Origin of the sequence: Flavobacterium bizetiae (assembly GCF_902804475.1) — a bacterium.
Taxonomy (GTDB): domain Bacteria; phylum Bacteroidota; class Bacteroidia; order Flavobacteriales; family Flavobacteriaceae; genus Flavobacterium; species Flavobacterium bizetiae.
The window spans coordinates 38,037-61,685 of sequence record NZ_CADCSU010000055.1 but is presented as its reverse complement, the minus strand read 5'-3'; the positions used below and the strand labels follow the sequence as shown (position 1 = coordinate 61,685).

Below are 23,649 nucleotides of genomic sequence, written 5' to 3'. Positions count from 1 at the left end.
TTAAGTCCCTAAATGAAAAAAATATCACTACTTTTAATTTGTTCTTTTATTCTTTTTAAAGCACAGGCCCAGGACAACCGACCTATTACAACGGGAGTTCCTTTTTTATTAGTTGCAGCAGATGCCAGAGCAGCAGGTTTAGCTGATCAGGGTGTAGCCACATCAGCAGATGCATTTTCTCAACAATGGAATCCGGCGAAATACGCTTTTTCAGTAGATAAGCAAGGGTTTTCTATTAGTTACACTCCTTACTTAACAGATTTAGCAAATGACATTTCGCTAGGTCAGGTAACGTATTACAACAAAATTAATGAAAGAAGTGCCTTCGCAGGAAGTCTTCGCTATTTTGGTTTTGGAGATATCGAGTTAAGAACAACCGGAGATCCAAATGAAGCTGCCAGAATAGTATCACCAAATGAATTTGCCTTAGACGGATCTTATTCTTTGAAATTAAGTGAAACATTCTCGATGGCAGTTGCAGCAAGATTCATCAATTCAAATCTAAAAATTGCTTCAGAAGATGTCGATGCTTCGGCAGCCAGCACTTTTGCAGTTGACATTGCAGGTTTTTACCAATCTGAAGAAATTGCTTATTCTGACTTTAACGGAAGATGGAGAGCGGGTTTCAATATGCAAAACCTTGGACAAAAAATAAGCTACGACAACGATGACTTAAGTTCAAACTTTTTACCGGCCAACTTAAGAGTAGGTGGTGGATTTGACTTCATTCTGGACGACTACAATAAAGTGGGACTAAGCGTAGAGTTTACCAAACTTTTAGTACCTACTCCTCCGGGACCTGGAACTCCGGTAGATTTAAACGGAGATGGTGATTATAATGATCCGGGAGAAATTTCTCAGGAACAGGCAAATGCCATGAACTACAAAAACTACAATGATATCGGTTGGGTTTCCGGAATTTTTAAATCATTTGGAGATGCTCCAGGTGGTTTTAGCGAAGAATTAAAAGAAATCACCTATAGTGTAGCCGGAGAATATACTTATCAGGATGCTTTTTCGATGAGAGCAGGATATTACCACCAAAGCCCACAAAAAGGAGGCGTTCAGTTTTTCTCTTTAGGAGCAGGTTTCAAATATAATGTAGTAAAACTTGACGTTTCTTATTTATTTTCAGCCTCAAAAATCAAAAATCCTTTAGAAAATACACTTCGCTTTTCTTTAACCTTTAACTTTGGCGACAAATACGAAGTTTACTAAACGAATAAAACAATAAAAATAATAACAATCCAAATTTCTACTTTTTAGAGATTTGGATTTTTTTTCCCATAAAAAGAATGAAAGAAATTAGCATTACATCATCATTTATAGTTTTCAATACTTTACAAGAACTCTCACAAGACATTCAGGATTTAATGAATGAGGCTGTAGAAATTCGCAAAAAAGCATACGCACCCTATTCTCAATTTAGAGTTGGAGCTGCATTATTATTAGATAACGGAAAAATAGTTTTGGGATCAAATCAGGAAAATGCCGCTTATCCATCTGGATTATGTGCCGAAAGAGTTGCCATTTTTCATGCCGGAAGCGTTTATCCTGAAGCCAAAATTCTAAAAATTGCTATTACAGCAGCTTCAGATACGAATCAGACTACAGCGCCAATTCCGCCGTGTGGTTCTTGCCGCCAATCTATTGCCGAATACGAAATCAGGCAAGACACCCCAATAGAAATCTATTTTATGGGCGAAATTGGTCAGGTTTATAAATCAGCATCCCTAAAAAATTTGCTTCCTTTTATGTTTGATAAAAAGTTCTTGTAAAAAAAAGCCAAAAAGTCCCTTTTAAATTTTACTTCTTAATAGGAATGTCTTATTTTTGCATCCCGACCTTTCGGGCGCAAATTTGTGGGAGGAAACTATTTTGCGTTATAGGCAACAATTGATAACACAAACAAACTTTAGCAAAAGAAAGAATTCAGATGAAAGAAGTTACAAAAGAAGTATATTTAAAGTGGTACGAAGACATGCTACTTTGGAGAAAGTTTGAAGACAAACTTGCAGCATTATACATTCAACAAAAAGTTAGAGGTTTTTTACACCTATATAATGGTCAGGAAGCTGTACTAGCGGGTGCTTTGCACGCTATGGACCTGACTAAAGACAAGATGATTACTGCTTACAGAAATCACGTACAACCAATTGGTATGGGAGTTGATCCCCGACGTGTAATGGCTGAGCTTTTAGGAAAAGCAACAGGAACTTCTAAAGGTATGGGAGGTTCTATGCACATTTTCTCTAAAGAACACCGTTTTTACGGAGGACACGGAATCGTAGGTGGACAAATTCCGGTAGGAGCTGGTTTAGCTTTTGCTGATAAATATTTTGAAACTGGCGGAGTTACTATGACCTATTTTGGTGATGGTGCTGCAAGGCAAGGTTCTCTTCACGAAGCTTTCAACATGGCTATGCTATGGAAATTGCCAGTTGTATTTATCGTTGAAAACAACGGTTATGCAATGGGAACTTCTGTAGAAAGAACTGCAAACCATACTGATATCTGGAAACTTGGTTTAGGATATGAAATGCCTTGCGGACCAGTTGACGGAATGAATCCTGTAAAAGTTGCTGAAGCAATGACTGAAGCTATTGACAGAGCTCGTCGTGGTGACGGACCAACTTTCCTTGAAATGAAAACGTACCGTTACAGAGGACACTCTATGTCTGATGCACAATTATACCGTTCTAAAGAAGAGGTTGAAGAATACAAAAAAATTGACCCTATTACTCAGGTTTTAGATGTAATTATGGATCAAAAGTATGCTACAGAAGAAGAAATTGAAGTAATTGACCAAAGAGTAAAAGACTTGGTTGAAGAATGTGTGAAATTCGCTGAAGAATCTCCATATCCTGAATTAGAACAATTATACGATGTAGTATACGCACAAGAAGACTATCCATTCACACCTCATAAACTATAATATATTATGGCCATAAAAGTAACAATGCCTCGTTTGAGCGATACTATGACGGAAGGAACGGTAGCGACTTGGTTAAAAAAAGTAGGCGACAAAATTAGCGAAGGAGATATCCTTGCTGAAATTGAAACAGATAAAGCAACAATGGAATTTGAGTCTTTCAACGAAGGAACTCTTTTACATATCGGAATTCAGGCTGGAGAAACTGCTCCAGTTGATTCATTATTAGCAATCATTGGTAACGAAGGAGAAGATATTTCTGCTCTTTTAGCTGGTGGTGACGCTCCTGCTGCAGAAGCTCCAAAAGCGGATGCTGCTCCTGCTGCTGAAGCAAAAACAGAAACTGCTGCTCCTGCAAAAGCTGCAACTGAATTACCAAAAGGTGTTGTAGTAGTAACTATGCCACGTTTGAGTGATACAATGACAGAAGGAACTGTAGCAACATGGTTGAAAAAAGTAGGTGATGCTGTTGCTGAAGGTGATATTCTTGCTGAAATTGAAACTGACAAAGCTACTATGGAGTTTGAGTCTTTCAACGAAGGAACATTATTATACATCGGAATTCAGGAAGGAAACACGGCTCCTGTTGATAGTTTATTAGCTATTATCGGACCTGCCGGAACTGATATTTCTGGAATTGCTGACAATTATACTGCTGGAGGAACTACAACTGCAAGTGCTCCTGCAACTGAAGAAAAAGCTGCTCCTGCTGCTGAAAAAGCTACAGAAGCTGTTGCTGAAACTTCAAACGGAAGAATTTTAGCTTCGCCATTAGCGAAAAAAATCGCTTCTGACAAAGGAATCCAATTGAATCAGGTTAAAGGTTCTGGAGAAAACGGACGTATCGTAAAAAGCGATATCGAAAACTTTACTCCATCTGCACAAGCGCAACCAGCTGCAACAGCAACTGCTGCTGCACCAAAAGCTGAAACTGCTGCTCCTGCTGCGCCAAAAGTATTTGTTCCTGCCGGAGAAGTTTTCACCGAAGAGATCAAAAACTCTCAAATGCGTAAAATTATCGCTAAACGTCTTGCTGAGTCATTATTTACTGCACCTCACTACAACTTAGTGATCGAAGTAAGCATGGACGAAGCTATGGCTTCAAGAGCGACAATCAATACTGTTCCGGATACAAAAGTATCTTTTAACGATATGGTAATTAAAGCTTGTGCTTTAGCATTGAAAAAACATCCAAAAATTAACTCTCAGTGGAAAGAAGATGCTATCATCATCAACCACCACGTTAACATTGGTGTTGCCGTAGCTGTTGAAGACGGATTAGTAGTTCCTGTATTGAAATTTACAGATGCTATGAGTTTATCTCAAATTGGCGCTTCAGTAAGAGATCTTGCCGGAAGAGCTAAAAACAAAAAACTTGGACCACAAGAAATGGAAGGAAGTACTTTTACAGTATCTAACCTTGGAATGTTTGGTATCACTGAATTCAATTCAATTATCAACCAACCAAACTCTGCTATCCTTTCTGTAGGTGCAATTGTTGAGAAACCAGTAGTTAAAAACGGTCAGATTGTAGTAGGAAACACAATGATGTTATCATTAGCGTGCGACCACAGAACAATTGACGGTGCAACTGGCGCTCAATTCTTACAAACATTAAAACAATACATCGAAAGCCCGGTTACAATGTTGGCATAATTTGATGTTTATCCTGAGCGAAATCAAAAGATCATTTTGAGCGAAGCTTAAGGTTATTTATATAAAATCCCGTTTTGTTTATTCAAAACGGGATTTTTTGTTTAATTTTCCTCCACTAATTCAATTCTTCATAAAATGAAAAAACTAATCCTTGCCACTTTATTCCTGACAGTAATAGCCTGCCAGAAAAAGGAACAAATCGAAAAAACCGCTGCTGTTACAGACGAACACAGTTATTCTAAACCAGAACTTGCTGTTGTAAAACATTTAGATCTGGATATAAAAGTTGACTTTGATACTCAAACTATTTCAGGAAAAGCTTCCTGGTTAATTGACAACGCAAGCAAAGGAAACGAAATTATCTTTGACGAAAACACACTTAACATTACAAAAGTAACTTTAGGTGATGATGAAAAAGAGACTAAATTTGAGCTTGGAAAAGACGTGGAATTTCACGGAAAACCACTTCACATTACCATCGAACCTACTACTACTAAAGTAAACATTTACTACAGCACCACTAAAGATGCCGTTGCATTACAATGGCTAAAACCAGAACAAACTGCAGACAAAAAGAAACCTTTCTTATTTTCTCAGGGAGAAAGCGTTTGGTCTCGTACCTGGATCCCGTGTCAGGATTCTCCGGGAATTCGTTTTACGTATAATGCAAAAGTTACAGTTCCTAAAGATTTATTAGCTGTAATGAGTGCTGTAAATCCTCAGAAGAAAAACGATACAGGAGTTTATACTTTTAAACAAGACAAAGCAATTCCTTCTTATTTAATGGCAATTGCCGTTGGAGATCTTGAATTTCAATCTATTGATAACAGAACCGGAGTTTATGCAGAACCATCGATGCTAAAAAAATCGGCTTGGGAATTTGCTGAACTTGGAAAAATGGTTGTAGCTGCCGAAAAACTTTACGGACCTTACCGTTGGGGACGTTACGATGTTTTGGTTTTACCTCCAAGTTTCCCTTACGGAGGAATGGAAAATCCTAACTTAACTTTCCTTACTCCGGGAGTAATTGCAGGAGATCGTTCTTTAACTAGTTTATTAGCGCACGAATTAGGTCACAGCTGGAGCGGAAACTTAGTTACAAACGCAACCTGGGATGATATTTGGTTAAACGAAGGTTTTACCACTTATGTAGAACACCGCATTGGCGAAGCCATTTTTGGAGAGAAAGAATTTGAAATGCAAAACGTTATTACACGTAAAGAATTAGTTGATAATGTAGCGGAATATGGAGATACAAGTCCAGACACAAGATTAAAAGTGAGCCTGACAGGAAGAAATCCTGATGACGGAATCAGCATGATTCCATACGTAAAAGGATATGCTTTTTTAAGAGTAATAGAAAATGCTGTTGGACGTGAAAAGTTTGACGTTTTTATTAAAAATTATTTCGATGCACACGCCTTTAAATCTATCACAACAGAAGATTTTCTTAAATACTACAACGAGAATCTTATAAAAGGAGACAAAGCACTTGCAGATAAAATAAAAGCAGAAGACTGGATTTACAAACCTGGAATTCCCTCAAATATTACTCCTGTAAGCTCTGCTGATTTTGATGCAATTGATAAAATTCAAAAAAGCTGGAGAGAAACGGGCGTTGCAGGTTTAAGCAAAAAAATCACTACAACAGCCGAAAAACAGCATTTTATAGACCATCTTCCAGCTGATATTACAGCAAAAGAAATGGAAGCGATCGATAAAGAATTTAACTTTACCAATGGCGGTAATTTCATCATTAAACGTCAATGGTTTGTTCAGGCAATCAGCCACCAATACAAAGCCGCCAATCCTGCAATTGAACAATTTTTAATTGGAAGCAGCAGAACCGGATCAGTAATGATGCTTTATAAAGAAATGGCAAAAACTCCGGAAGGAAAAGTTTGGGCAAACAAAATTTTCGACAAAGCAAAATCAGGTTATCATGCTACAACTGTTCAGGCAGTTGAAGGTGTTTTGAAATAGTTTTCAGTCGCAGTTTATAGTCGCAGTTTACGGTCGCAGTCTCAGTTTTCAGCTTACGATCTGGCCGAAGACTGCGATTGTAAACTAAAAAATCCCCAGTTACAAATTGTAATTGGGGATTTTTTTATTCTTATTTATCATCGCGAAGAACGAAGCAATCATACTAACAACAAACGCAATCATCAATAACAAACAAAGCACCCGCATGTGATTGCTTCGTTCCTCGCAATGACTAAACAAACGAAAACACTCTTATGAAAACAACTGCCCTAGCCCCGATAGAAGTGAAAATCCTTTTGTGGCGGGGTTCGCCACAAAAGATTGTAACGGATAGCGGGATTAGCTCCTAAAAAAACAACTCAGGGAAAATTGTCCATCACATAGCGTAAATCCTCCATGTTCCAGATTCTGTAATCGTCGCACCTTTGTAATGTCAAAAGACAACAACTAATAATTAACATAAAAAATTAAATACAATGACACGATTAACAGCATTAAACCCAGAAGAAGCAACAGGAAAAACTAAAGATTTATTCAACGCTGTACAGGCTAAATTAGGCGTTGTACCTAACATGATGAGAACAATGGGAAATTCTCCGGCGGTTCTTGAAGGATATTTAAATTTAAGCGGCGCTTTAAGCCACGGAAAATTAAGTGCGAAAACTGGCGAATTATTAGCCTTGACAGTTTCTGAAAGCAATTCATGTGACTATTGCGTAGCTGCCCACACTTTTATTGGCGGAAAATTATTAAAAGCAGATGCACAGGTTTTGCACGATGCGAGAACAGGAAATTCTGCTGACGCAAAAACGGAAGCGATTCTACAATTTGCTAAAACATTAGTTCGCAAAAATGGCTTGGTAAGCAACGAAGATGTTCAGGCTATTAAAAATGCCGGAGCTTCAGAAGCCGAAATTGCAGAAATTGTAGCGCATGTAGCTTTGAATGTTTTAACGAACTATTTTAATAATACTGCAAATACTCAAATCGATTTCCCGGAGGTTGCAAGTTTAGAACTTCAAAAATAATTCAGACAAAAAACGAATTATAAAGATAGTTGTGAATTCATTTCATAACTATCTTTATATTTTAAAAACGCACAAAATATGAGCAATGTTTTTACTTTAATTAATCCGCAAACCGGAAATCTCGCTTTCAAACTGCTTCCGTTTGATGACAACAGCCATTTTGATCATTTGCAACGCAATAATTATTTCTCTTTAATTTGGGTAACGAAAGGAAAAGGCAAAGTAAAAGCTGATTTTGCCGAACATCATTTTGAAGAAAACTCACTCCTCGCCTTTTCGCCTTATCAGCCTTTCATGCTTTGCGTAAGCGAGCCAATTGAAGGAATTGCGATTCATTTTCACCCTGATTTTTACTGCATTCATTACCATCAAAAAGAGGTTTCATGTAATGGTGTTTTGTTTAATAATGTATATCAACCGCCTTTTACACGAATTACAAGCGAAGCTGCTGCTACTTTTAAAATGGTTTTAGACCAGATGAAAACTGAGATTCAAAATGCAGAATTGGCGCAATATGAGTTATTAATTTCTTATTTAAAGATATTTTTAATTACTGCATCAAGGCTTAAAAACGAGCAATTAGAAGAAATGAAAGCAGTTCCTGACAGTAAAGAACCTTTTATTCTTCAGGATTTAAAAGATGCTATTGAAGTGCATTTTAAAACCAAACATTCTGCGGGACATTATGCAGAAATGCTAAATATTTCGGCGAAAGCCTTAGCTAAATTATCGAAAAATTATTTCAACAAAACGCTTACTGATTTAATCGCCGAAAGAATTATTATTGAAGCGAAAAGAGAATTGTACATGACCAATAAAACGATTAAAGAAATCGCGTACGAACTGGGTTATGACGACGAACATTATTTTAGCCGATTTTTTAAAACGAATGCTGATGTTTCGCCACAATTGTATCGTGAAACTGTAGGATTTGGAAAAATGGTAAATTAATTTTTATTTTTAGCTTCAATCCATTTTGACATATACATGGTACTTTTATAAGCATGATGCTGCAACAAACTTCCCATAAAATTATGCAAACGATGACTTTCAAAATCATTTAATAATGAATTAACTGCTGCTATTAATGCTGTAGAATATTTACTCAATTGATAACATTCGTTGACAATTGCAACTCCATTTTTTTGAGATTGTTTCCAAAGGTTTTCGTCGTGATACAATTCAACCGCTTTTTTTGCAAACAATTCAACATCATCCGTTACAAAACCATTCCATGGTAAATTGGCATGCATCGCTTCAGAACCAATTGTCGAAGTTACACTTGGCGTTCCGCATTGCATGGCTTCTAATAATTTTCCTTTTAAACCTGCTCCAAAACGAATTGGCGCGAGAACTACACGTGCTTTTTTTACAATTTCATTGGCATCAGCTGCTCTTCCCATAATAAAAAAACCGTTTTTAGGCTGATGCAATTGCAATACTTTTTGCGAAGGATAAGCGCCATAAACCTCTAAAACCGCTTCCGGAAATTGTTTTTTTATTATTGGCCAAATGGTTTCTTTTAAGTACTGCACGGTATTCCAATTGGGTTCATGAATAAAATTCCCTATGAACACAAAGTTTTTTCGTTCTTCAAATGATGGTAATTTCAAAAGATCTTCTTCTGACATTTCATCTACTAAAAAAGGAAGATAATGCAACAAAGCAGCGTCTATTTTAAAAAGATCTTTCAGTAATTTCATTTCAAATTCAGAAATTATAAAAGAAAGATCGCATCTTAAAATACTGGCAATTTCACGTTTTGTAATATCTTCAGACAATAAATCATGAAGCTCAAAAGTCCTTTTTTCTTTAAACGCTTTTTCTCTTGCCGCTCTCAAACAATGCAAATCTTCGGTATCTAATAAACGAATTGCTTTAGGGCAATTTTCAGATACCCGCCAGCCATATTGTTCTTCGATCGTATAACGATCAAATAAAACAACATCCGGATTTAATTCGATTACAAAATCGTCAAAACTAGCATTATTGAGTTCTATTGAAACTTTCTTTACTCCAAATTCAGATAAATCGACCATAAAATCACTGTCTAAAGCCGCGCTTGCAAATGTAATTTCAAATCCATTTTGCTTAAAAACAGAGATCAATTGCATCATTCTTCCGCCCGCTGCAGATGAATTTGGTTCAGGCCAAACGGGGCCAATGATTAAAAGTTTTTTTATCTGATTCATTTATATCGTTTCAAGCTACAAAATAATGCTTTTTTGAGCGTATTTACACGATATTTCCTAAATTTCAGTGATAAAAATGACTAATTTTGCAGAATACTTTTTTTCAATAAAATTATGTTAGGATTAAAATTAGCCACAGACCCTCGTTGGGTAAATATAGTCGAGTCGAATATCGAAGAAATACTGACAGATCATGCCTGGTGTGAGCAAAAAGCAGCTTCAAACGCCATTAGTTTAGTAACTTACAATTCTGAGTTAGAAGAATTAGTTACTGAAATGCTTGTAATTGCGAGAGAAGAATTAGAGCATTTGCAAATGGTTCACGACATTATCAAAAAAAGAGGTTTAACTTTGGGACGCGAAAGAAAAGATCATTATGTAAACGAACTTTTTAAATTCATGAAAAAAGACGGAAGCAGAAAAGATGCACTTTGCGATCGTTTGTTGTTTTCGGCTATGATCGAAGCGAGAAGCTGCGAACGTTTTAAAGTATTATCAGAGAATATTAAAGACGAAGAATTAGCTAAATTCTATCGTGATTTAATGATTTCTGAAGCGGGACATTATACAACATTTTTAGGATTTGCACGAAAATATACAGACAATATAGATATCGATAAACGCTGGAAAGAATGGATTGAATACGAAGGTTCTATTATTACCAATTATGGTAAAAGCGAAACTGTTCACGGATAATATTCAATTTAATCTTACCTATAAATACCACAATTTGTTATGTCTACGAATAAAACGAAGTCGATTTTATTAAAAATAGCAAAATATCTTGGAATAACTTTTGTCGTTATTATAGGATTATTGTTTTTGACTCCTATTGTTTTTGCCGATAAAATTAAGGAGCAAATTAAAAAAACAGCAAACGAAAGACTGAGCGCAGAATTGAATTATTCTGATGTTTCGGTTTCGTTTTTCCATCATTTTCCTTCGCTTACGTTAACCTTAAATGATTTAAGCCTTAACGGATCTGCGCCTTATACAAGCGAAAAATTCATCACTGCAAAAGAGGTTTCTTTTGGAATAAATGTGGCGAGTTTAGTTTTTAGCAAGGAAGTAAAAATTGATCAGATTTACTTATCTGATTCGTTTATCAATATAAAAGTAAACCCAAAAGGAGAGGCAAATTACAACGTTTACAAATCTTCTGCGCAAGCTTCAGATGCTAAAGACAGTACTGATACGGCTTTAAAACTGGAACGAATTGAGATTTTGAACAGTAAAATAATCTATGACGATTTATCGACAAAAGTTCATTTTGATGCTTTTGGTTTTAATTATTTAGGAAAAGGAGATTTAAATAAAGCTGTTTTTGACTTGTATTCGAAAGCTAAAATCGAGAAACTAAATATTGTTTACGAAGGCGAACCGTATTTAATGAACAAGAAAATTGATGCGGATCTGATCACAAAAGTAAATGTAAATTCGTTGTCTTTTTTCTTTCAGCAAAACAACTTAAAAATCAATCAGCTTTTGGTCGATTTTAAAGGAAAATTTGATTTCCTGAAAGATGGTTACAACATGGATTTTGTTATTAAATCTGATAATAGTAAACTGAATGATGTTTTTACTGCTTTCCCTCCAAAATACATTACATGGCTTTCTAAAACTGAATTAAAAGGAAATACCAATTTACTTTTAACACTAAAAGGAGATTATATTGCATCAAAAAATATAGCGCCGGATCTTAATCTGGATGTAAAAATCGATAGCGGTTTTGTGAATTATAACAAAAGTGCTTTTCCGGTTTCTAATTTAAACTTAGACATAAAAACAAAGGTTCCGTCGTTAAATCCGGATCTTGTTATTGTTGATGCTAAAAATGTATCTTTAAACATTAACAAGGATTATTTAAAGTCTAAATTTTATGTTGAAGGCATCAATACTCCAAATATCGATGCTGATTTTAAAGCTAAAATTGATCTTGAAAAATTAATGAAAGCGCTCGGAATTCCGAATATTGTTTTAAAAGGAAGTTTGGCCGGAGATGTAAAAGCAAACGGAAAATTCGATCTAAAAAAGAAACTTTTACCGGTTACAAATGGCGTTATCGATTTAGAAAACGGATATTTAAAAACTCCATATTACCCAAATCCGATCACAAATATTACGATAAAATCTAAAATTGAGAATCAGAAAGGAACTTTTGATGCTTTAAAAGTGAGCTTAAAACCTACTCAGTTTACTTTTGAAGGAAAACCTGTTTTTGTAGAGGCTGATTTGAGTAATTTTGATGATCTGGCTTATGATATTAAAGCAAAAGGTGAACTTGATGTAAACAAAATCTATAAAGTTTTCTCTCAAAAAGGACTTGATTTAGATGGTTTCGTAAAAGCTGATTTAGTTTTGAAAGGCAAACAAAGCGATGCCGAAAAAGGACGCTATAGTAAACTTTACAACAAAGGAACGCTTGAACTAAGAAACATTGGTATTGCATCAGAATATTTGCCAAAAAAATTCATTATCAAAGAAGGAATATTTAAGATCAATCAGGATAAAATGTCTTTTAATAACTTTTTGGCTGCTTACGGTCAATCAGATTTTAAGATGAATGGTTATTTGCAGAATGTTTTTAATTATGTAACTACAAATACAGGCGTTTTAAGAGGTTCTTTTAAAGTTACGTCAAGATACATCAATGTTGATGAATTTATGTCGAGCACCCCTGCAAATACTTCTGTAACACAAACTAAAACCGAAGCTCCTGCGCCAACTTCAATAGAAGCAAAACAAACCGGCGTAATTATTATTCCGACCAATTTGAATTTGCAATTTGTTGCTAATGCCCAAAAAGTAAATTTTGATAAATTAAATCTTCAAAATGCAGTTGGAAATTTAAATATGAACAAAGGCAAACTGAGCATGCAGAATACCGGTTTTGACCTGATTGGCTGCAAAGTTAGCATGAACGCAACATATCAGGCTGTAACTCCTAAAAAAGCCAATTTTGAATACGCTATTAAAGCGGCTGATTTTGATATTAAAAAAGCTTACAACGAAATTGAAGTATTCAGAAAAATGGCCAGCGCTGCCGAAAAAGCACAAGGAATTGTTTCTGTAGATTACCAGTTAAAAGGTCGTTTAAATGGTAACATGGATCCCGTTTATCCATCGCTTGTGGGTGGCGGAATACTTTCTATAAAAGATGTGAAAGTGCGAGGATTAAAAATGTTTAGTGCCGTAAGCAAAGAAACCAATACTGAATCTATAAAGAATCCTGATTTATCGAAAGTAGACATTAAAACTACAATCAAAAATAATATCATCACTGTAGAACGTTTTAAATTTAAGTTTGCAGGCTTCAGGCCAAGAATCGAAGGCACAACAAGCCTTGACGGAAAACTGAACTTAAAAATGCGTTTAGGCTTACCTCCTTTTGGTATTTTTGGTATTCCGCTAACCGTTACAGGAACACAGAATAGTCCTAAAGTAAAAGTGGGCCGTAAAACAGAAGATCTTGAAGAGACTAAGGATACTGAGAATTAAAATTTCAACTTCTTAAATTTAAAATCCCAATTACTGATATATGCCTTTGTCAAAGTTTAAAACTTTGACAAAGGTTTTTTTTTCGCAATCTTGTCATTTCAACCTACACATACAACATTGCCGAAACATACAAAATACCTTTCGCTAACAACCATAATAAAACAGCCATTCCTAAAAATCCCCATGTAGTAGTTCTGCTTCTCTTCCAGCGCGTGAAAAGAAACAAAATCTCCCAAAATTTGATAATGATATAAATACTTGTTCCTACTAAAGATGCCCAAATAATCTGGGCGGAATGAATATGAAAACTATACAACAATACTGATACAAGAAAGAGAATGGTAATGATTTGTATATAATAGTAATTTTTATAATTGCGTTTGAAATTCTCCTTAAGTGATAAAATCAAAAATGAGATAATCAGCAAACTTGTCAAAGCGATTACAACATAAGAAAAAAGCGGATTGTTTTGTATTATAAAAAAGCCATCAATAGCAATTGCCAAGACAACACAGGCTGCAAGCGAATAAATACTTCTTTCGATATAAGTATCTTTGTACGGAATAAGAATTCGGCTAAAATACTTGTCTAATATACGCCAGAAAGGCAAAGCACAAAGTACTGCCATTCCAGATACAACAATTTCATAATTGTATAATACATCCTCCGGAATCTTATACAACACATACAAAAGAGCAATCGTAACAATAATAGCAGGAAGACAAATTGTTTTTACTACTTCCCACTTATTGCTTCCCCAGAAAGTGTTTCGTATTTCAAAAATGTATTTCTTCACTAAATATTTCTGAGTAAAAATTGCCGTAGACTGACTCCACAACAAAAACAAACCTACATGGATTATTACGGTACGCAAGGTCATTTCTTCTATATAACATCCGCCAATAACAAAGATGATTCCGAGAAAGAATAATTCGTAGGTTACTAAAATTGCCGAGAATAAAAATCTGAATAATGGCTCAAATTGCCTGATAAGAATATCAATAAGCGAACTCCAATAATTGCGCAACAAACCTATTATAGCACATATTGCAGTAAAGGCGGCCAAATACAACATCCAATTAGTTAACGTTTGTGTCTGCATCCACAATTGAATCGCAGAATCTTTTACAGGAGTGTAAACGATATGAGAATTAGCATAAATTTCATTCGCCAATTGATCTCTTACCGAATCATTAATTGCAGAAAACTGATTCTTATGTTGCTGCCAATAAGTATTAGCGTCGGAGCCTCTTTTTTGAAGAACAGCAAACTCGTATAAAATCTTTTTTTGAGAATCGTTTAATGATACTACTTGTTCAGCAGAATGAATTTCTTTTGCGAATAGGCTTGTACAGAAAAGAAATAAAAGGAATACTATTTTTTTCAAGGCTTATAATGTATTAATCCAATCAAAAATACAAATAATACTGTGGTAAAATTTCGATTTCCAATAACAAAAACAAAACTCACTATTTTTTTTACCGCAAAGAGCGCAATCCCGATAGCCATCGGGATTCGCAGAGTTCGCTAAGATTTAAGCCGTGTTTACACAATTAAAGCACACAAAGCTTTGTGAACTTTGTGTTTTTTGTTTTGCTAAACTTAACATTTAAAAACTTTGCGTTCTTTGCGGTAATTTTTTTTTCTCTCTACAGGTTTTTGAATTGGCTCAAAACAAACCCAATTACCTCTACTTTAAACAAATAACAAAACACAGCAACCTTAAATTTTCTTATATAACTTATCTGGTTAAGTCATAAAAATAAAAAACCCGCTCTTTTCAGAACGGGTTTTGTAATAAGTAGTCTAATGATTATGCTTCGAATGGAAGGATAGATACATAAGATTTGTTATCTTTTTTCTTTTGGAACTTAACAACTCCAGCTACTCTTGCGTGTAGTGTGTGATCTTTACTGATGTAAACGTTTTCACCTGGATTATGTTTTGAACCTCTTTGTCTAACGATGATGTTCCCAGCAATAGCAGCTTGTCCACCAAAAATCTTAACGCCTAGACGTTTTGATTCTGATTCTCTACCATTCTTCGAACTACCGACACCTTTCTTGTGAGCCATGACGTATGAGTTTAAATATTGTTATTATTCTTTAGTAGCTTCTTTTTTTGCTTTTGGAGCTACTTTTTTAGCTTTAGGAGCTTCTACTTCTTCAGTAGCTACTTCTTCTGCCACAACTGCTTTCTTAGCTGCTGCTTTTTTAGTTCCTCCAGCTGCAGTAATACCTTCAATTACAATTTGAGTAAGATATTGTCTGTGACCATTTCTCTTTTTGTATCCTTTTCTTCTTTTCTTTTTGAAAACGATAACTTTATCTCCTTTTAAGTGTTGTAACACTTTAGCTTCTACTGAAGCACCTTCTATAGCTGGGGCGCCTAAAGTTACATTTCCATTATCGTCTAATAAAAGAACTTTGTCAAAAGAAACTTTTGAACCTTCTTCATTAGTCAAACGGTTAACATAAACCTTTAAGTCTTTGCTTACTTTGAATTGTTGCCCTGCTATCTCTACGATTGCATACATACCAAATTGATTTATTGATTTTTAAGGTTGCAAATATACAATTAATAATTTACTGTGCAATCTCTTATTCTAAAAATATTTATTTCGTTTTAAAGTCTGTTTTTCAAGGCGTTTCATGGCTTAAAAAGAAACATTTAGCCGTATAATACTGTTAAAGTATCACCAAAACAGACCCTAACCCATAATTGATAATTAAAAAAAGTTAATTTTGATGTAACGATAATCAACTCTTGGCTACCTACATATATAGGTAAATAAAAATTATTAATCTTTATGAAAAAATCAATAATGATGTTAAGTGCAGCACTAATGCTCGGCGGAGTGGCTCATGCTCAAAAGGTAGCTTTTGAAGAATATAATTTAGATAACGGCATGCATGTTATTTTGCACAACGATCCATCGGCTCCCGTTGTGATTACTTCGGTAATGTACCACGTGGGATCAAAAGACGAGCGCCCGGACCGAACTGGTTTTGCGCATTTCTTTGAGCATTTATTATTTGAAGGAACTCAAAATATAAAACGCGGCGAATGGATGAAAATCGTTACTGCAAATGGCGGAGTAAACAACGCCAATACTTCTGACGACAGAACGTATTACTACGAAGTTTTTCCATCAAACAGTTTAGAATTAGGTCTATGGATGGAATCTGAGCGATTGATGCACCCAATTATCAACAAGATTGGTGTTGAAACACAAAATGAGGTGGTAAAGGAAGAAAAAAGAATGCGTTACGACAATCAGCCTTACGGAAACATTTTGCCGGAAGTTAAAAAGAACATGTTCAAAAATCATCCGTATCGCTGGACAACTATCGGATCGATGAAAGATCTTGATGCTGCAACGCTGGAAGAGTTTCAGGCTTTTAATAAAAAATTCTACACGCCAAACAATGCGGTTTTAGTTGTTGCCGGAGATTTTGATAAAGCAAAAACAAAAGAATGGATTCAGAAATATTTTGCTCCAATTCCGCGTGGTGAAGAAGTTAAGAAACAAACTTTTGTCGAAGAACCTATCAACCAGACTATAAAAGCAACTTACGAAGATCCGAATATTCAGATCCCGATGATTGTAGCTTCTTACAGAACTCCTTCGATGAAAACAAGAGATGCAAGGGTTTTAGACTTGATTTCTTCTTATTTAAGTGACGGAAAAAGCTCAAAATTGTACAAGAAAATAGTAGATGATAAAAAAATGGCGCTTCAAATTGGAGCGGTAGGTTTTAGTCAGGAAGATTACGGAATGTACATTTTATATGGCTTGCCAATGGCGCCTAATACAACAGCCGACATTTTAAAAGAAATGGACGAAGAAATTGTAAAAATTCAGACGGACCTGATTTCTGAAAAAGATTACGAAAAACTACAAAACAAATTCGACAATAATTTTGTGAACGCTAACGCAAGCGTAGAGGGAATCGCCGAAAATCTGGCTTCTTATTACCTACTTTACGGAGATGTAAATTTAATCAATACTGAGATTGACATTTACCACTCTATTACCAGAGAAGAGATTAGAGAAGTGGCTAAAAAGTATTTAAACCCTAACCAGCGTTTAATTTTAGACTACGTTCCTTCAACTAAAGTTCAAAACTAAGCTTATCGAATCATGAAAAAAATACATACATTTTTAATCCTTTTATTCCTGACTGGAATTATGCAAGCACAAAATCGTCCACAACCCAAACCAGGGCCTTCGCCAGTAGTCAATATCAAAAAACCGCAAACTTTTGTTTTGGCAAACGGTATGAAAGTTTTGGTGGTTGAAAATCATAAATTACCAAGAGTAAGTTTTAATTTGACTCTAAATAATGCTCCTTTTACAGAAGGAAACAAAAAAGGTGTCGATGAACTTACCAGCAGCTTAATTGGTAACGGAACTAAAAAAACAACCAAAGAGGCTTTTAACGAAGAAATCGACTTTTACGGAGCAAGCATTAATTTTTCATCAACAGGTGCTTATGCAAGTTCTCTTTCTAAATATTCAGGACGTGTTCTGGAGCTTTTGGCAGAAGGTGCTTTGCAACCGAATTTTACTCAAACTGAATTTGATAAAGAAAAAGCAAAATTAATCGAAGGGCTTAAAGCCGATGAAAAAAGCGTTCCTGCAATTGCAAATCGCGTTGTTGATGTTTTAGCTTTTGGAAAAAATCATCCGTCAGGAGAATATCTTTCAGAAGAAACGGTAAAAAACGTGACACTTGCAGATGTTCAGGCGAATTACGCGACTTATTTTGTTCCTGAAAATGCTTACTTGGTAATTATTGGTGACATTAAATTTAAAGAAACAAAAGCAGCCGTAGAAAAACTTTTTGGAGGATGGAAAAAACAAGTTGCTCCAAAAAACACTTACCCAAATCCGGAAAATGTGCCTCAACTTCAAATTGATTTTGTAGATGTTCCAAATGCGGTACAATCTGAAATCTCATTAGTAAATACTGTGAATTTAAAAATGAGTGATCCTGATTTTTTCCCTGCTGTAATTGCCAATCAAATTTTAGGAGGAGATTTTAACAGCTACTTAAACATGAATTTACGTGAGCAACATGCCTGGACTTATGGCGCAAGTTCAAGTATTGGAGCAGGAAAATATGTAACTAAATTTAAAGCATCTTCGGCTGTAAGAAACACGGTTACTGATAGCGCAGTGGTTCAATTTATAAAAGAAATTAAAAGAATCAGAACTGAACAAGTTCCTCAGGAGGTTTTAAGAAATGTAAAAGCGGGATATATTGGCCGATTTGTAATGCAGGTTGAAAAACCACAAACTGTTGCCCGATATGCTTTGAACATTGAAACAGAAAATCTTCCGGCTGATTTTTACGAAAAATACATTCAGACCATAAACAATGTTACGGCTGAAGATATTTATCGCGTTGCAAACAAATATTTCTTGCTAGACAATATGCGAATTGTAATTGCAGGAAAAGGTTCTGATGTTATTAGCGGTTTAGAAAAACTTCAAATTCCGATTTTCTATTTTGATAAATACGGAAATCCTGTTGAAAAACCAGTTACTAAAAAAGAAGCTCCGGCGGGAATTACTGCCAAAACTGTTTTCGAAAATTATCTAAAAGCAATTGGAGGAGAAAAAGCAGTTTCTGCGGTTAAAACTTTGGCTATGACAGGAACTACAACGGTTCCTCAGGCTCCGGGTCCTTTAACTTTTACATCTAAATTAGATTCGAAAGGAAAAATGATGGTTTCGCTTGCAATGGGAACCATGAATTTAATGAAACAGGTTGTAAATGAAAAAGGAGCTTACATCGAGCAACAAGGTCAGCGCAAGAATCTTGAAGGCGCAGATCTTGCCGATATGAAAGCCAGCGCTGCTCCTTTTGAAGAGTTGCAATTACAAAAAAGAACAGACTTAAAAGTAGAAGGAATAGAACCTATAAACGGCAGCGATGCTTATGTAATTAAAGACGGAAAAACAACGTATTATTACGATGTAAAATCAGGCTTAAAAACAGCAAAAGGTAAAGTTCGTGAGCAAGACGGAAAATCATCTTCGCAAATAACAAACTTCAACGATTACAGAGAAGTAAAAGGAGTAAAAGTTCCTTTTAATTTAGTTCAGAATGTAGGTTTTGAATTGGATATCAAAATGTCTGAAATTAAAATTAACGAAGGAGTTTCTGAGAAAGATTTTCTTTAGGAAGGTTCTAAGGCACTAAGTTGCTAAGATTCTAAGATTTTTAGAAGCTTTGTCAAAGTTTAAAACTTTGACAAAGCTTTTTTTATGCGTTATTTTTTATCAGGCTGAATGGAGTCAAAACCCTTTTTACTTCATCATAATCACAATCTTTTAACGAAAACATTATTATGAAAATGATTGCCCTAGCCCCGATAGAAGTGGAAATCCTTTTGTGGCGGTGTTCGCCACAAAAGATTGGAATGGATTGCTTCGCCAGTTCGCACTTTCAGGCTCGGGTGCGGGATTAGCTCCTGAAAAATAGCATAATCGAAATAACATTTTACAGACAAAATTTACTTTTTGGCCGATAAATAAACTCCGATTAAAATAATAAATGCTCCAAAAAACTGAATTGGCGTTAGCATTTCGTTATCTAATAATCCCCAAAAGAAAGCTACTATCGGGATTAAATAGGTTACTGATGTTGCGAATACAGGTGAAGACATTTGTATTAATTTAAAGAACAAAACATTGGCGATTCCGGTTCCTACAACTCCCAGAATCATTACAAAGAAAATGGAATGTTGGGCAGCATCAAAACTTATTCTTTGTGTAATATCTGTAAAACTCAAAATAATCAAAGCCGGCAGAAGCAAAACAGCAAAGTTTCCGGTTGTGATACTTACCGAATTTAAATCTGATAGGTATTTCTTGATTAAATTGACATTGATTGCATAACAAAGTGTCGCAATAACCACCAAACCCACATAATAATAATTTTGTCCGGGATGAGCAGATGCTCCGCTTAAAACCAACAATAAACACCCAACTAGCCCAACAAAAACACCTAAAACCTGTCGTTTTTGAAATTGGATTCCAAACAGAAGTATTCCTAAAACCAAAGTATTTAATGGTGTAAGCGAATTTAAAATGGCCACAATCGAACTATCGACCTGGGTTTCGGCAATTGCAAAAAGAAAGGCGGGAGTAAAAGTTCCAAAAACGGATGTTATGGCAACAAATTTCCATTGGCGACGCGAAATTTTCTTTAGACTTTTAAAGCCAAAAATCAATAGAAAAAGAGCCGCAAAAATAATTCGGAATGAACCTACCTGAACAGCAGTTAAACCAACCAGGCCCCTTTTTATTAAAATAAAAGAACTTCCCCAAATAAGAGAAAGAACAAATAAATAAGCCCACCTTAATTGCTTTGCGTCCATAAATACCATTTTGATGCAAATTTGTAATAAATTTATGAACTGACCTCTTCCTTTTTATTAATTTTGCAAAGAACACAACTGTCTAATTAAAATTATATAGAATGAAATTCACAAAGATTATAGCCACTTTCGCCATAGCGGGTTTAGTATTGGTAAGCTGCAAAAAAGAAGAGGACAAAAGCATGGCTTTAATTAAAGCTCAAGCTGAAAAAGAAGCGCCTAAAGAACACAAAGCAATTGCTGCAGAAAATGTACAAACCGCAAGTTTTGAAATCGAAGGAATGACTTGTGCTATGGGTTGCGCAAAAACAATCGAAAAAGAATTATCTAATCTTGACGGAGTAGAAAAAGCTACTGTTGATTTTGATAAAAAAACAGCTACTGTTGTATTTGATAAAACGATTCAGAATCAAGAAAACCTAACCAAAGTTGTTCAGGCAACGGGAGATGGTAAAACATATAAAGTTTTAAATGCTAAATCTTAAAAAATTAAATTTCAATTTTTTAAAAAATTCCAAATTCCAACAATAGTACAGGTTTATGATTTAATTTTAAGACATAAAAAAAGGGCGTTCAAATTAAACTGAACGCCCTTTTTTTATGATTTGATTTTTCTATTTCCACTTCAAAGTTTCCATTAATCGCTGCATGTCATTTTTAATATAACTTGCTGCGGGCATAATAGAATCAAAGTTTGGCTTAGCATAAAAATAAACTGATCCTGTTATAAAATGCTTTGTACTATCTGTAACGTAAAACTGCGAGTTTGTAGCTGCATTTCCGTCCACTTGGTAAAACATTCCGTAAACCTTTTTTTGAGGGTTTAAATAAGGCTGTTCTAAGATGTCATCAGCTTTAATAACATGCTCGTAAGTTAGTTTTTGAGCATCTTTAAGCAATTTCTCAATATTACCATTTACGGGTTTATATGTCAGGTAAATAGTGGCTTTCATTTTAGGATATGTAATAGCAAATCCGCAATCTTTTTCACCTTTTATAACTGCTGCTTCGTTCATTTCAAAAGCAAACGGGCAATTATTTTCAAAACTAACATATTTAGCTTCGGGATAATCTAAACGAAGAAAACCTGATGGCTTAGGCACCACATCATCTTTACAACTTAAAACAGTCAATGCCAGTAAAATTGTTGCTATTGAAATTGTTTTTTTAAACATTTAATCTATTGTTACTTTTATTTGTTTTACACGCTTTTTATCGACTGTTTCTATGGTAAAGACACAATTATCAAAAGCTACTTTTTGATCTTTTTTAGGGAAATTGCCCAGAATTTCAAGAATGAATCCTGCCAATGTTTCGGCTTCTCCTTTATGTGATTCGAAAACATCTTCGTTAACATCAACGATTCTGTAAAAATCCTTCATGTTAATCTTTCCTTCAAAAAGAAAATTCTTTTCATCGATTTGGGAGAAATTCAAATTCTCATCGTCAAACTCATCGCTTATATCCCCTACTATTTCTTCGATAACATCTTCTAAAGAAACCAATCCGGAAGTTCCTCCATACTCATCAACCACAATGGCCAAATGGCTTTTAAGGCTCTGAAAATCCTTTAATAAATTATCGAGCTTTTTATTTTCAGGAACAAAAAACGCTTCTCTTATTAAGGATGACCAGTCAAACTCTTCTTTATCAATATGAGGTAATAAATCCTTAACGAACAAAACGCCTTCGATTTGATCGATATTATCTCTGTACACCGGAATTCTTGAGAATCCTTTTTCGATTATTTTAGGACAAATTACTGAAAAAGGTTCTGATATTTCTAATGCAAAAATATCAATCCTGGGACTCATAACTTGTTTCGTATCTGTATTTCCAAAGGAAACAATACCTTCTAATATTTTTTGTTCTTCGCTCGATGTTCCTTCAGAATCTGTAAGTTCTAAGGCTTGCGAAAGCTGATTTATCGAAAAACTATTTTTTTGTTTCCCTAATTTGTTGTGCAAATATAACGTAAGGCTTCGCATAGGCAAACTTATTGGAGATAGCAATGTATCTAAAATAGCGATTGGGTATGCAACGCGTTTTGCGAATTTTATATTGTTACGGCTGGCATAAACTTTAGGCAAAACTTCGCCAAACAGCAAAATAAGAAAAGTAACCAGAACAATTTCAAGAATAAATTTAAAGACAGGCGAACTTACATTAGCAAAAATATTTTGCCCGATAAATGAGAACAAAATAACAACTCCAATATTAAAGAAATTATTGGCGACTAATAAGGTGGCTAAAAGTTTTTTGGGTTTATCTAAAAGATTTGAAATAATTTTTCCTCTCGGATTATTTTCATGTAATGTTTCATCAATGTCTTTTTGCGATAAAGAAAAAAGCGCTACTTCGGCACCTGAAACAATTGCCGAAAGAAACAGCAAAATAAATATTCCGACAAAACCAATTATTAAATTGATGTCTAAAGTGGTATTAAAAAATAAACTGGGCTCCGGGTCCAAATTAAAAAGGATTAGTTAAACAATCAAAAAGGCAAGTCATTTATAGGCAAACCTTCATTCGTCGCATCAAAGTTAGTGTTTTTTGCTGGTTCTGATTCCTGATGTGGTTTATGATTTCCGGTTTCTTTTTTGGTAGTCAAGAAAGTAAACTCAGTCACCTGAATCTCGGTGGTATATTTAGTAGTACCGTCTTCAGCCTGCCATTGGCGCGATTTTATACGTCCTTCTATATAGATTTTATCTCCTTTAGAAAGGTATTTTTCGCAAATTTCGGCGGCTTTATTGCGCACAACTAAATTATGCCACTCTGTTGAAGTTATTTTTTCATTGGTTGTTTTATTGATATAAACCTCGTTTGTAGCCAATTGAAAACGACCTATACAGTTTCCGCCATCAAAATAATGCATTTTTACATCATCGCCTAAATGGCCAATTAGCATCACTTTATTTAATGTTCCATTCATAATTTTATAGTGGTATTTATCCCAAAGATACAT

Annotated in this window: 20 protein-coding genes; 12 read left to right on the top strand and 8 right to left on the bottom strand. The window is 34.9% G+C overall.

The features are described 5' to 3' along the window. Window positions 1–12 precede the first annotated feature (12 nt). From porV to FLACOL7796_RS05245, 7 genes are all read left to right on the top strand, one after another. The gene (gene porV, locus FLACOL7796_RS05275; protein ID WP_173969784.1) at window positions 13–1,218 is read left to right on the top strand and encodes a type IX secretion system outer membrane channel protein PorV; all 1,206 of its coding nucleotides are present in this window, start codon (window positions 13–15) and stop codon (window positions 1,216–1,218) included. A gap of 77 nt (window positions 1,219–1,295) precedes the next feature. Continuing rightward, window positions 1,296–1,778 carry a cytidine deaminase gene (gene cdd / locus FLACOL7796_RS05270; RefSeq protein ID WP_173969783.1) on the top strand — a complete coding sequence of 161 codons (483 nt, stop codon included), beginning with the start codon at window positions 1,296–1,298 and terminating at the stop codon, window positions 1,776–1,778. 158 nt (window positions 1,779–1,936) lie between these two features. Then, on the top strand, window positions 1,937–2,935 hold the full coding sequence (gene pdhA / locus FLACOL7796_RS05265; protein ID WP_173969782.1) for a pyruvate dehydrogenase (acetyl-transferring) E1 component subunit alpha: 999 nt from the start codon (window positions 1,937–1,939) through the stop codon (window positions 2,933–2,935). Between the two features lie 6 nt (window positions 2,936–2,941). Then, window positions 2,942–4,588, top strand: coding sequence for a pyruvate dehydrogenase complex dihydrolipoamide acetyltransferase (locus FLACOL7796_RS05260; protein ID WP_173969781.1), 1,647 nt, complete (start codon window positions 2,942–2,944; stop codon window positions 4,586–4,588). 135 nt (window positions 4,589–4,723) lie between these two features. After that, window positions 4,724–6,571 carry a hydrolase/aminopeptidase gene (locus FLACOL7796_RS05255; protein ID WP_173969780.1) on the top strand — a complete coding sequence of 616 codons (1,848 nt, stop codon included), beginning with the start codon at window positions 4,724–4,726 and terminating at the stop codon, window positions 6,569–6,571. A gap of 476 nt (window positions 6,572–7,047) precedes the next feature. Next, complete coding sequence (locus FLACOL7796_RS05250; RefSeq protein ID WP_173969779.1) at window positions 7,048–7,599, top strand: carboxymuconolactone decarboxylase family protein; 552 nt, start codon at window positions 7,048–7,050, stop codon at window positions 7,597–7,599. Window positions 7,600–7,677: 78 nt separating this feature from the next. Beyond that, window positions 7,678–8,550 carry a helix-turn-helix domain-containing protein gene (locus FLACOL7796_RS05245; protein WP_173969778.1) on the top strand — a complete coding sequence of 291 codons (873 nt, stop codon included), beginning with the start codon at window positions 7,678–7,680 and terminating at the stop codon, window positions 8,548–8,550. On the opposite strand, the gene FLACOL7796_RS05240 is transcribed toward FLACOL7796_RS05245, so the two are convergent. Further along, a complete protein-coding gene (locus FLACOL7796_RS05240; protein ID WP_173969777.1) occupies window positions 8,547–9,791 on the bottom strand; it encodes a glycosyltransferase family 4 protein in 1,245 nt (414 codons plus the stop codon). The genes FLACOL7796_RS05245 and FLACOL7796_RS05240 overlap by 4 nt on opposite strands. A gap of 114 nt (window positions 9,792–9,905) precedes the next feature. Here FLACOL7796_RS05240 and miaE point away from each other — a divergent pair, with 114 nt between their 5' ends. Continuing rightward, window positions 9,906–10,487, top strand: coding sequence for a tRNA-(ms[2]io[6]A)-hydroxylase (gene miaE / locus FLACOL7796_RS05235; protein ID WP_035685975.1), 582 nt, complete (start codon window positions 9,906–9,908; stop codon window positions 10,485–10,487). A gap of 39 nt (window positions 10,488–10,526) precedes the next feature. Further along, entirely contained in the window at window positions 10,527–13,289 is a 2,763-nt protein-coding gene (locus FLACOL7796_RS05230) for an AsmA-like C-terminal region-containing protein (RefSeq protein WP_173969776.1), read from the top strand. Window positions 13,290–13,392: 103 nt separating this feature from the next. On the opposite strand, the gene FLACOL7796_RS05225 is transcribed toward FLACOL7796_RS05230, so the two are convergent. The 3 genes from FLACOL7796_RS05225 to rplU all read right to left on the bottom strand — a co-directional run bounded on the left by FLACOL7796_RS05225 (window position 13,393) and on the right by rplU (window position 15,825). Next, a complete protein-coding gene (locus tag FLACOL7796_RS05225; protein WP_232067298.1) occupies window positions 13,393–14,676 on the bottom strand; it encodes a hypothetical protein in 1,284 nt (427 codons plus the stop codon). A 426-nt stretch (window positions 14,677–15,102) separates the two neighbouring features. Continuing rightward, window positions 15,103–15,363, bottom strand: a complete 261-nt coding sequence (gene rpmA, locus FLACOL7796_RS05220; RefSeq protein WP_017497241.1) for a 50S ribosomal protein L27 — start codon at window positions 15,361–15,363, stop codon at window positions 15,103–15,105. A 24-nt stretch (window positions 15,364–15,387) separates the two neighbouring features. Beyond that, a complete protein-coding gene (gene rplU, locus FLACOL7796_RS05215) occupies window positions 15,388–15,825 on the bottom strand; it encodes a 50S ribosomal protein L21 (protein ID WP_173969775.1) in 438 nt (145 codons plus the stop codon). A gap of 273 nt (window positions 15,826–16,098) precedes the next feature. On the opposite strand from rplU, the gene FLACOL7796_RS05210 reads away from it, so the two are divergent. Continuing rightward, a complete protein-coding gene (locus tag FLACOL7796_RS05210; protein WP_173969774.1) occupies window positions 16,099–17,421 on the top strand; it encodes a M16 family metallopeptidase in 1,323 nt (440 codons plus the stop codon). A gap of 12 nt (window positions 17,422–17,433) precedes the next feature. Beyond that, a complete protein-coding gene (locus tag FLACOL7796_RS05205; protein WP_173969773.1) occupies window positions 17,434–19,482 on the top strand; it encodes a M16 family metallopeptidase in 2,049 nt (682 codons plus the stop codon). A 332-nt stretch (window positions 19,483–19,814) separates the two neighbouring features. Here the strand turns inward: FLACOL7796_RS05205 and FLACOL7796_RS05200 are convergent, their stop codons facing one another. Then, window positions 19,815–20,681 (bottom strand): DMT family transporter, encoded by an 867-nt coding sequence (locus FLACOL7796_RS05200; RefSeq protein WP_173969772.1) that lies wholly within the window; start codon window positions 20,679–20,681, stop codon window positions 19,815–19,817. Between the two features lie 101 nt (window positions 20,682–20,782). Between FLACOL7796_RS05200 and FLACOL7796_RS05195 the strand changes: the two genes are divergently transcribed. After that, window positions 20,783–21,166, top strand: a complete 384-nt coding sequence (locus tag FLACOL7796_RS05195; RefSeq protein ID WP_173969771.1) for a heavy-metal-associated domain-containing protein — start codon at window positions 20,783–20,785, stop codon at window positions 21,164–21,166. Between the two features lie 129 nt (window positions 21,167–21,295). Here the strand turns inward: FLACOL7796_RS05195 and gldD are convergent, their stop codons facing one another. From gldD to FLACOL7796_RS05180, 3 genes are read right to left on the bottom strand one after another with little or no spacing between them, the layout of a single operon-like run. Further along, window positions 21,296–21,856: a gliding motility lipoprotein GldD gene (gldD, locus tag FLACOL7796_RS05190; protein ID WP_173969770.1), complete on the bottom strand. Its 561-nt coding sequence runs from the start codon at window positions 21,854–21,856 to the stop codon at window positions 21,296–21,298. Next, window positions 21,857–23,152, bottom strand: a complete 1,296-nt coding sequence (locus tag FLACOL7796_RS05185) for a gliding motility-associated protein GldE (protein WP_173969769.1) — start codon at window positions 23,150–23,152, stop codon at window positions 21,857–21,859. It abuts the gene before it with no gap. A gap of 23 nt (window positions 23,153–23,175) precedes the next feature. Beyond that, complete coding sequence (locus FLACOL7796_RS05180; protein WP_065448112.1) at window positions 23,176–23,616, bottom strand: single-stranded DNA-binding protein; 441 nt, start codon at window positions 23,614–23,616, stop codon at window positions 23,176–23,178. Between the last annotated feature and the right edge of the window lie 33 nt (window positions 23,617–23,649).